Origin of the sequence: Occallatibacter sp. (assembly GCF_049510455.1) — a bacterium.
Taxonomy (GTDB): Bacteria; Acidobacteriota; Terriglobia; order Terriglobales; family Acidobacteriaceae; genus Telmatobacter.
Genome location: NZ_JBEKYX010000130.1, coordinates 1 through 9,408, shown reverse-complemented (window position 1 = coordinate 9,408; position 9,408 = coordinate 1). Strand labels below are relative to the sequence as shown.

Genomic DNA, 9,408 nt, shown 5'->3' with positions numbered 1-9,408 from the left:
CGATAAGCTGCTCGCATCCACACAACCAGTTGTGTCCATCTCCGAAATACGTGGACACAACCGGTCACTCAGCACCCCATAACCATCCGACCCTGTCCAGACGGCCAATCTTCCACGCTTACCAATCATTGATAATTGCGTGAAAAGATGAGCTACCCGCGCATTCCGGCGAGGACGCAGCAGTGCGCATACACGAAAGTGTAGTTCGAAAACCCATCTACAGCGGCGTTGAAAAAGGAGATGAATAGAGCACAATTGGCTTGCTTACTGAACAAGTGAGGGAGCAAGCATGTTGAACTCAGACGATATCAAACGCGTTGTCATCGTCGGCGGTGGGTTCGCCGGACTCAACTGCGCACAGAAACTAGCGGCGCACAAGAATCTTAAAATCACCATTCTTGATCGAAACAATTATCAACAGTTTCAGCCGTTGTTATATCAAGTCGCCACAGGGACTCTGTCGCCGGACAACGCAGCATTCAATCTGCGAGCCGTTTTAGCGGAACACGAAAATGTCGACGTTGTCATGACCGAGATCAAGTCCGTCGACCTCACGACGCGCACAGCTTATTCGGCCGGTGGCGATGAGTACCAGGGCGACTTCCTCGTCCTCGCTGCAGGCGCAGAGCCAAATTTCTTCGGGATCCCCGGCGTTCAAGAGCATGCTTTACCCCTCTACTCGTTGCTCGACGCCGAGCGCCTAAGGTCACGCCTGCTGGGCGCTCTTGAAACCGCGGACCGGGATGCCGGCAAGAGAACAGACCCGCTGCGGTTTGTCGTGATCGGTGGCGGCGCTACGGGAGTCGAGATTGCCGGCGCCATTGGTGACGTATTTCAACGCACATCCTCGCAGGCATTCAAGCATGTCGATCTGAAGCATGCTTCGGTGACGTTGATCGACATGGGGAAGACTGTTCTCGGCCCATTCGGGAAACACTCTCAGGAGTATGCAGCGGAAAAGCTCAAGGACCGCGGAGTGGAGCTGTTGCTCGGTACCTCCGTTAAGGAAGTCACAAAGAACGGTGTCACACTCTCCGACGGCACACACATTCCTGCTGAGCTTATGATTTGGGCCGGAGGTCTTAAGGCGTCTGCCATTTCCAGTTCACTCGGTATCAAGGCAGGGCGTGGCGGCCGAGTCGACGTCCAGTTGGATCTCAGCGTCGCAGGCTTTGCTGGAGTGTATGCGCTCGGAGATTTCGCAAACTTCAAGACTTCCGACGGCGAGGTACTACCGCAACTAGCCTCCGTTGCCCAACAGGCTGGTCGTCATTGCGCAAAGAACATAGCTGCGGCGGCGGCTGGACACACCGGCAAACCTTTTGAATACCTCGACAAGGGAATCATGGCGATGGTCGGCAGGAACGCAGCAGTAGCTGAGGTGGGTTCAAGCCGGTATACGGTAACAGGAACGCTTGCGTTTGCAGCATGGCTCGGAGTCCATGCCCTGTTGCTGACGACAGTCCGTGCGAAAGTCGAGACCTTCCTCGAGTGGGCATGGCAGTACTTCGGGCATGTTCATGTGGACCCGATTCTGGATCGGCCGGACGTCGACTGGTCGAACGGGATGAACACTCCACCCGTAGAATAGCGCGCCGCTCAAACAGGTCAGCGTCTCCGGAGAGACGCACACAACTCGCAGCTTCAGACAAGGAGAAGAAATGTCCTCACACAAATCCATTCAACGCATTGCCATTGTTGGTACAGGTGTTATCGGAGCAAGCTGGGCGGCCTATTACCTTTCGCGCGGATTCGATGTAGTCGCAACCGACCCTGCGCCAAACGCGGAGGAGGCCCTTCGGAAGTATGTGGCAGAGGCATGGGGGCTGCTTGCTCAATATGGGCTGGCTACAAATGCTTCGATGGACAGGTTGGAGTTCACATCCTCCATGCAGGAGGCACTGCGCGAGGCTGATTTTGTGCAGGAGAACGGACCTGAACGTCCGGACTTCAAGATCAAGCTATTCGCTGACATGGACGAGGCCACTCCGCCGGATTCCATCATCGCTTCCAGCTCTTCCGGTCTCACCATGGACGTCATTCAATCCGGCTGCAAGCGGCCGGAACGTTGCGTGATCGGTCACCCTTTCAATCCTCCGCATGTGATTCCTTTGGTCGAGATAGTTGGCGGTGCTAAGACCTCTGAGGAAACCATTCAGCGAACGATGGAGTTCTACACATCAATAGGGAAGAAGGCCATTCGGCTGCACAAAGCTCTACCCGGTCATGTGGCGAACCGTTTCCAGGCCGCTCTCTACAAAGAGGTCTTGTATCTGGTTCAGCAGGGCGTGCTCAGCGTCGAGGATGCCGACATTGCAATCTGCTACGGGCCGGGACTTCGTTGGGGAGTCATGGGTCCGAGCCTGCAATGGCATCTTGGTGGAGGTCCTGGCGGTATTCACCATTACATGGAACACCTCATGCCGCCGCTAACAGCTTTGATCGGATCGCTCGCTGCTCCAGACGTCACCGATGTACTCAAGCAAACCGTTGTTGACGGAGTTCTTCGTGAGGTGGGCGAGCGTACCGTCGATCAGTTGGCAAATCAGGAGAATGAAGTTCTTCTTGGTCTTCTTGCGCTGCGTTCCAAAGCCGGACTCTGATCTCACCGTCTGACAAGCCAGAAAAGGAGTTGCATTTATGTCTGCAATTGAAAGCACCGCAAAGAGCGCGTTAGAGGGTGCGCGGATATTTTTTCTCGATCTTGGGGCAGGCCGGATTTTGTCCGCTCGACCCGACGGTTCCGATCTGAAGGTCATCGTCGCAGGCGGCCAAAGGCATCCGGATGGACTCGCTGCGGACCCCGAGCGAGGACATCTCTACTGGACCAACATGGGGAATCCCATAGCGAATGATGGTTCCATCCTTCGGTCCGATCTCGACGGTGAAAACATCACAGTCATCGTTCCGCCCGGTTCAACCTTTACTCCCAAGCAGCTTCAGATCGAGGCGAAATCGCAGAAGCTCTACTGGTGTGATCGCGAGGGCATGCGTGTCATGCGCTGTAATCTCGATGGCACAGAAATAGAGATGCTGGTGCAGACCGGAGAGAGCGACGCCGACAGACATGACCAAACCCGGTGGTGCGTAGGAATCGCAGTCGATACGGATGGCGGCAAGATCTACTGGACACAGAAGGGCGGCGACAATGCTGGGCAAGGGCGTATCTTCCGTGCTGGCATCGAGATTCCTGCGGGGGAAGAACCCACGAAACGCACCGATATCGAGCTGTTGTTCCAGGATCTTCCCGAGCCGATTGACCTTGATATCGATCCATCAAGCAGGATGCTGTATTGGACTGACCGCGGCGACCCGCCACGAGGCAATACAGTCAATCGCGCTTCGATGGATATAGCGGCGAACTCCCACACCGAATCGCAAATCCTGATCACCCATCTGATGGAGGGAATCGGTCTGGCTCTCGACCCAAAGGGTAAGCGCATGTTCGTGACCGACCTCGCCGGGTCTGTGTACAGCGCGAATCTTGATGGGACGAATCCCAAAATGCTGTTGGCTGCCCAGGGAAATCTGACCGGTATCACTTATGTGGCTTGAAGCAAACTTCGCCGGGTGCCCACTGATGTCCCTTACACACTCTTGACGATCACGAAAGGAGCATCATGTTTTCCTATCAACCTATAAATAACCACCAGGACCTGCTGAATGTTGTCGACGGTCTCCTACTAGAGGCTGGGCTCAAGCGCGAAGACTTTGGCGGCCAGATCACGTTCGAGGGCATGGATCCTATTCGCCCGACTCATCTCAAGGTGGGTTGCGCTTCAGCTTCCGTCAGTGGTGCGAACGCGATCGCCTCGGCCATCATCTGGAAACATCGGACCGGCGAGAGCCAGGATATCCATATCGATCTGCGAAAAGCCTACGTGACCCAGAGTCCCTGGCAGGATTTGCTTGCCGGCTACACCCTGGTCAATGGCACACCGCAGATGATGGGTGGCAATGTCGGGGAACTGGGCTCGTATATTCTTCCGACCCGAGATGGCCGCTTCGTTATTCTCACCTCGCTCTATGCCTCAAACACTCAGCGAATCATGCAACTGTTGGATAGCGGAACGTTACCGAAGCAGCTTGAGCGCGCTACGCGCAAGTGGGATTCGGCAGACTTGGAAGCTGCCGCCCAGGATGCAGGCGTACCGTTGGTCATCTGCCGAACGAGCAAGGAATTCCGCGCTACCGAACAGTATCAACGTCATGCAAGTGCTCCCCTGATCGATATCGAGAAGATTGGAGACAGCGATCCGGAGCCATTCCCTCCGGGCACACGACCACTCTCAGGTATTCGCGCACTCGGTATGACGCATGTCGTGGCGGGGCCTGCGGTGCTACGTCAACTCTCAGCGCAGGGGGCAGATGCTCTGAATCTCAATACGCTGAACTGGATCGAACAGCCCACGATGTATTGGCAGACCCAGGCCGGAATTCGCCAGGCCTACATGGACGCACGGATCGACGGCAACCGTAAGGCGATCTATGAGCTCGTCAAAGACTCCGACGTATTCGTCGAGAATCTGCGTCCGCATCTCGCGGATAAGCAAGGGTTCTCCGCGGAAACACTCGCAGGCATTCGCCCTGGAATCATCTACGTCAAGATCAAACTCAACACACCCACCGGACCGTGGGCTGACTGGATGGGATACGATTTCACCGCCGCCGGCCTCTGCGGTCTGCTTTGCGACATCGGCTCTGCGGACCAACCCCAATTGCCGCACGGGGTGCAAGTTGTCTGCGACTTTCTGACCGGCTACCTGGCAGCGATTGGGGTACAAGCCGCATTACTGCGGAGAGCTAAAGAAGGCGGCAGCTACAAAGTGACGGTTACCTTGTCCCAGACAATCATGCTTGAGCAGGCTCTCGGTTTTGTCGACAACGCAACGCTTCTCAATCTCGATAACCTGGGACCGGACCACAAGCCGCTCAAACCCAATCTTCAAACGGGCCAGACAGCATTCGGCGAATTCACCCGTATCGGTTCACAGATCGAGATGTCAAAGACGCCGGAATATTGGGCAGATCCGATCATTGCGCCGATCGGCTCCTCGAAGCCGGAGTGGCTGTCCCGATAAATAAAAGCGGCCCTGTTCGGGCCGCTCTATGCTTCTCGCTTCATAAAACGAGCTTCTCGATTCGCATCGCGGTGAAATGTTCGAGCTGCCACAGCTCTGGCGACAGGAGGAACCTTGGACGCGCTTACGCTTCACCGAATTCACTTTGGTTTCACGATCACGTACCACTATCTATTTCCGCAGCTCACAATGGGGCTGGCGTTGCTGATTGTCATCCTCAAGACGATCGCGTTACGGGCATCCGATCCCGAGGTCTCGAAGATATACGAGAACTCTGCTCGCTTCTGGGGAAAGCTATTCGCAGTTAACTTTCTTCTTGGCGTCGTTACTGGCATTCCAATGGAATTTCAGTTCGGCACCAACTGGTCCGAATTCTCGCGCCGGACCGGCGGTGTCATCGGTATGCCGCTCGCCATGGAAGGCATCTTCTCTTTCTTTCTGGAGTCGGCATTTCTTGGACTCTTTCTCTTTGCCGAAAAGCGACTGTCCCGCCGCATGCATTGGCTCACGGCGTTTCTGGTGTTCCTCGGTTCGTGGATATCGGGCTTCTTCATCATCGTCACCAATGCGTTCATGCAACATCCAGTTGGCTATCGCATTCTGAGCAATGGCGTCTTTGAAGTTACGAGCTTCCGAGATTTGCTGCTGAATCCATGGGCGTGGCTGGAGTATGCACACAATATGTGTGCTGCGGTGGTGACGGCTTCCTTCTTTATGTCGGCTGTTGGGGCGCTCTATCTGCTTCAGGACCGAAAGGGCCCATACGGTCGCATCTTCCTGAAGGTCGGAGTGATTGCTGGGATCATCTCCTGTACGCTGCAAGTCTTTCCAACAGGCGATCTGCACGGCAAGTACATGGCTAAGCATCAGCCCATGGCGATCGCGGCCATGGAAGGACAGTTCCGCACAGAGAAAGGTGCTGGGATGGTGCTTTTCGGTCAACCCAACTATGAGTCCGGAACCATCGACAACCCCCTGATTGTTAACAAGGTTCTGAGCTTCCTCATTTATGGCACAACATCTGCCGAGGTCCAGGGACTCGATCATTTCCCGAAAGATCAATGGCCAACGACACTTCCACTTCTGTTTTACAGTTACCACATCATGGTCGGCCTCGGGACGTGGTTTGGCGCGTTGATGGGACTATCAGCTCTCCTGCTTTGGCGCGGCAAGCTCTATTTCTGCCGATGGATGCTTTGGCCGATCCTGCTTAGTTGGCCCCTGCCTTACATCGCGACTACCGCAGGATGGATGACGGCAGAGATAGGCCGCCAGCCCTGGCTTGTCTATGGCCTCATCCGCACATCCCAGGGCTACTCCTCGCATGTGAACGCAAGCAATGGCCTCTTCTCGTTGCTCGGCTTTCTGGGAATGTACAGTGTGCTTTCGCTTCTGTGGATCATCCTTCTCTATAACCACGTTCAGTCGGGACCAACCGTTGCAAAGAGCGACCGGGCATCTGCCGTAACCGCGTGAGGAGCAAAACAAATGGGTACGCTCTGGTTCTGGATTGTCGCACTGATGTTGACTGCGTATATCGTCCTCGATGGGTTCGATCTCGGCGTTGGCACGATCTATTTATGGATTGCCCGGACAGATTCGGAGCGCTCGCAGGCGCTCCGCACCATCGGCCCCGTGTGGGACGGGAACGAAGTTTGGCTGCTTGCGTCCGCCGGCACGCTCTTCTTTGCGTTTCCGCCGCTCTACGCGACGGCGTTCAGCGGGTTTTATCTTCCCTTGATGATCGTTCTCTGGCTAATCATTCTTCGCGGTGTCAGCATCGAACTTCGAAGTCACTCTTCAGAGGTTCTCTGGAGGACGTTTTTCGAGGCCATCTTTTTCTTTTCGAGCGCGTTGCTTTCTGTCTTCTTTGGCGCAGCTCTCGCAAACGTCGTCCGTGGTGTTCCGATAGGTGCTGACGGGTACTTCTTCCTTCCGCTCTGGACTAACTTCCGCACCGGACCCAATCCTGGCATCCTCGACTGGTACACGATTCTCGGTGGCGTCCTTGCAGTGACAGCCCTGTCACTCCACGGGTCCCTTTACCTCGCGTTGAAGACCAATGGAGACGTAGAAGAGCGTGCTACCCAACTCGCGAAGAGGGTCTGGATCGCAACACTTTTCCTGTCGACGATAGGGATACCGGCTACCATACTGGCTCGCCCCGCTTCGCTTACAGACTACCTGCGCCATCCGATTGCGTTCATTTTCCCACTCATGGGTGCTGCCTGTCTGATCGCGATTCGATTGACCCTCTCGAAGGGCTTCCAGCTTCGGGGGTTTCTCGCGTCTTGTGGTTATCTGTCGTCTATGTTTCTCGGGGCGGCGTTCGGTCTGTTTCCAGTGATCCTTCCCGCCGTTGGCACCCAAGGGAGAGACCTTACGGTAGAGCAGGCTCTATCACCGCCACACACGTTGCGGGTTGGTCTGGCCTGGTGGTCCGTGGGAATGTGTCTGGCAATTACGTATTTCTGCATCGTCTATTGGCTCTTCCGGGGGAAGGTCTCGATTGACGATCACGGTTACGAGCACTGAGGCGAACAGGCATGAGAGGAGATGCATTTCTACCATGTAGACAGAACGATGCACAGGTTCATCACGGTTGCGCGAGTTGCGAGAAGATCTTTCGGGAATCAGCAAACCAAGTCATTGAGTGTGGTGTGCCGCCGCCGCGGCGATCGTGTTTAGGAGGCAATCGACTAAACTGATATTTTGGCGGAGAACAGCGCACTCTGCAGGTGGGCTCGGCGATACCGGAAGACCCGACAGGAATGAATATGGTGCCGAAGCGGATTACCGTGATGTGCGTAGATGACCATCCTCTGATGCGGGACGGAATCGCCTTTGCTCTTCAGCAGGAGTCCGACATCGAACTTGTGGCGCAGGCTGAAAACGGCACGAATGCCGTCAAGGCATTTCGCCAGCACCTTCCGGACGTTACGCTCATGGATCTGCAGATGCCCGAGATGGACGGCATCGAAGCCATGTCGAAGATCCTCGCAGAGTATCCAAAGGCTCGCATCGTCATGCTCACGACATACTCTGGAGACGTCCAGGCGAGTCGAGCGCTCAAGCTAGGGGCGATGGGATATTTGCTCAAGGGGCTTCTTCGTACAGACCTCGTCAAGACGATTCGGTCAGTCCACTCTGGAGTCCGCTGTGTTCCATCGGAGGTGGCGAATGAAATTGCCACCCACCTTGCTGTCGATCATCTTTCAGAGAGAGAACTTCAAGTGCTCCGTCTGGTCGCGGATGGGACCTCCAACAAGGTCATCGCCGATGTTCTCGGAGTGACTGAAGACACCATCAAGGGCCACATGCGCAATATCATGCTGAAGCTACAAGCGAACGATCGCACCCATGCCGTGACAATAGCGACAAAACGGGGCTACTTGAAGGGCTAACGCGGTTTACCGATAGACCCGGATTCCGCAACTACGACAGCTCAATGAAAAATTCCCCACCCTGGCTCCGCGGGTGAAAATATTCTGCTGCTCATTTCTGGTCTGACTCCATTGGATAGTTACACGAAAGTGTAGTTCTACGACTACCGCAAAGCCTGTTTCTCAGATGGTGATATTCCTTTACGCTCCAGAGAACCAAGGAACTTCCATCCGAGTATTTCTTTGGGGAAGATTACGCCCACACCGGTCCAACCTAAGGCAAGGGCGATGAAGGTAATGATGATCGTCCGCAGGGCATACACAGCAATAAATGTTTGCGCTCGCCACCTGGCACGACTAGTCCCGGTTGTGTTCGTGGCAGGAGGATCATTGTCGTTGGCCGGCTGTGCTGGAGCACCCTCGGTCACTATAGCTGGCGCCTACTTTTCAGCGTGGCTTCTGTGCGGACTCATAGCAGTCCTTGCCGCGGTGATTGCACGAGGTCTGATGATAACTACTCGACTTTCGAACTATATTCCCTATCAGCTAGCAGTCTGTTCATCGATCGGTATCCTCGTCGCCCTTCTCGTTTGGCAGGTCTGGGTGGTGCACTCATGACGGAGGCTCGCGGAATTCGTAAACGCAATCCCTTGGGCGCGGCCATTGCTCTCCTTCTTGTTGTTCTAGCTGCCTTCTTCTGGGGCCGGACGTCATTAAGGGCAAAGCCCAGCACCGATGATGCAACCATCGACGGGGAAGTCGTGCATGTCGCAACGCTGGTCGGTGGACGAATCACTGAATTAGCGGTCCACGAAAATCAACTCGTACACAAAGGCGATCTGCTGTTCCGGATCGATCCGGTTCCATATCAAATCAACGTAGCGGCAGCCGAAGCCAACCTCGATGTTGCGCGCGCAACCGTGGGTTCTAAAAAGCGGTTTGTC

At 55.2% G+C, this 9,408-nt stretch carries 7 protein-coding genes and 1 pseudogene; all 8 read left to right on the top strand.

Annotated features, from left to right (window positions below):
- Positions 1-289 precede the first annotated feature (289 nt).
- On the top strand, positions 290-1,591 hold the full coding sequence (locus tag ABSG47_RS18810; protein WP_424171399.1) for an NAD(P)/FAD-dependent oxidoreductase: 1,302 nt from the start codon (positions 290-292) through the stop codon (positions 1,589-1,591).
- Between the two features lie 70 nt (positions 1,592-1,661).
- Positions 1,662-2,603: a 3-hydroxyacyl-CoA dehydrogenase NAD-binding domain-containing protein gene (locus ABSG47_RS18805; RefSeq protein WP_424171397.1), complete on the top strand. Its 942-nt coding sequence runs from the start codon at positions 1,662-1,664 to the stop codon at positions 2,601-2,603.
- Positions 2,604-2,640: 37 nt separating this feature from the next.
- Positions 2,641-3,555, top strand: coding sequence for a 3-hydroxyacyl-CoA dehydrogenase (locus ABSG47_RS18800; protein ID WP_424171394.1), 915 nt, complete (start codon positions 2,641-2,643; stop codon positions 3,553-3,555).
- A gap of 65 nt (positions 3,556-3,620) precedes the next feature.
- Positions 3,621-5,081, top strand: coding sequence for a CoA transferase (locus ABSG47_RS18795; RefSeq protein WP_424171391.1), 1,461 nt, complete (start codon positions 3,621-3,623; stop codon positions 5,079-5,081).
- A 114-nt stretch (positions 5,082-5,195) separates the two neighbouring features.
- Positions 5,196-6,557, top strand: a complete 1,362-nt coding sequence (locus tag ABSG47_RS18790; protein ID WP_424171388.1) for a cytochrome ubiquinol oxidase subunit I — start codon at positions 5,196-5,198, stop codon at positions 6,555-6,557.
- A 12-nt stretch (positions 6,558-6,569) separates the two neighbouring features.
- On the top strand, positions 6,570-7,616 hold the full coding sequence (gene cydB / locus ABSG47_RS18785) for a cytochrome d ubiquinol oxidase subunit II (RefSeq protein WP_424171386.1): 1,047 nt from the start codon (positions 6,570-6,572) through the stop codon (positions 7,614-7,616).
- A gap of 236 nt (positions 7,617-7,852) precedes the next feature.
- Positions 7,853-8,485, top strand: a complete 633-nt coding sequence (locus ABSG47_RS18780) for a response regulator transcription factor (protein ID WP_424171383.1) — start codon at positions 7,853-7,855, stop codon at positions 8,483-8,485.
- 593 nt (positions 8,486-9,078) lie between these two features.
- Positions 9,079-9,408: pseudogene (locus ABSG47_RS18775) on the top strand (biotin/lipoyl-binding protein); the annotation flags it as partial.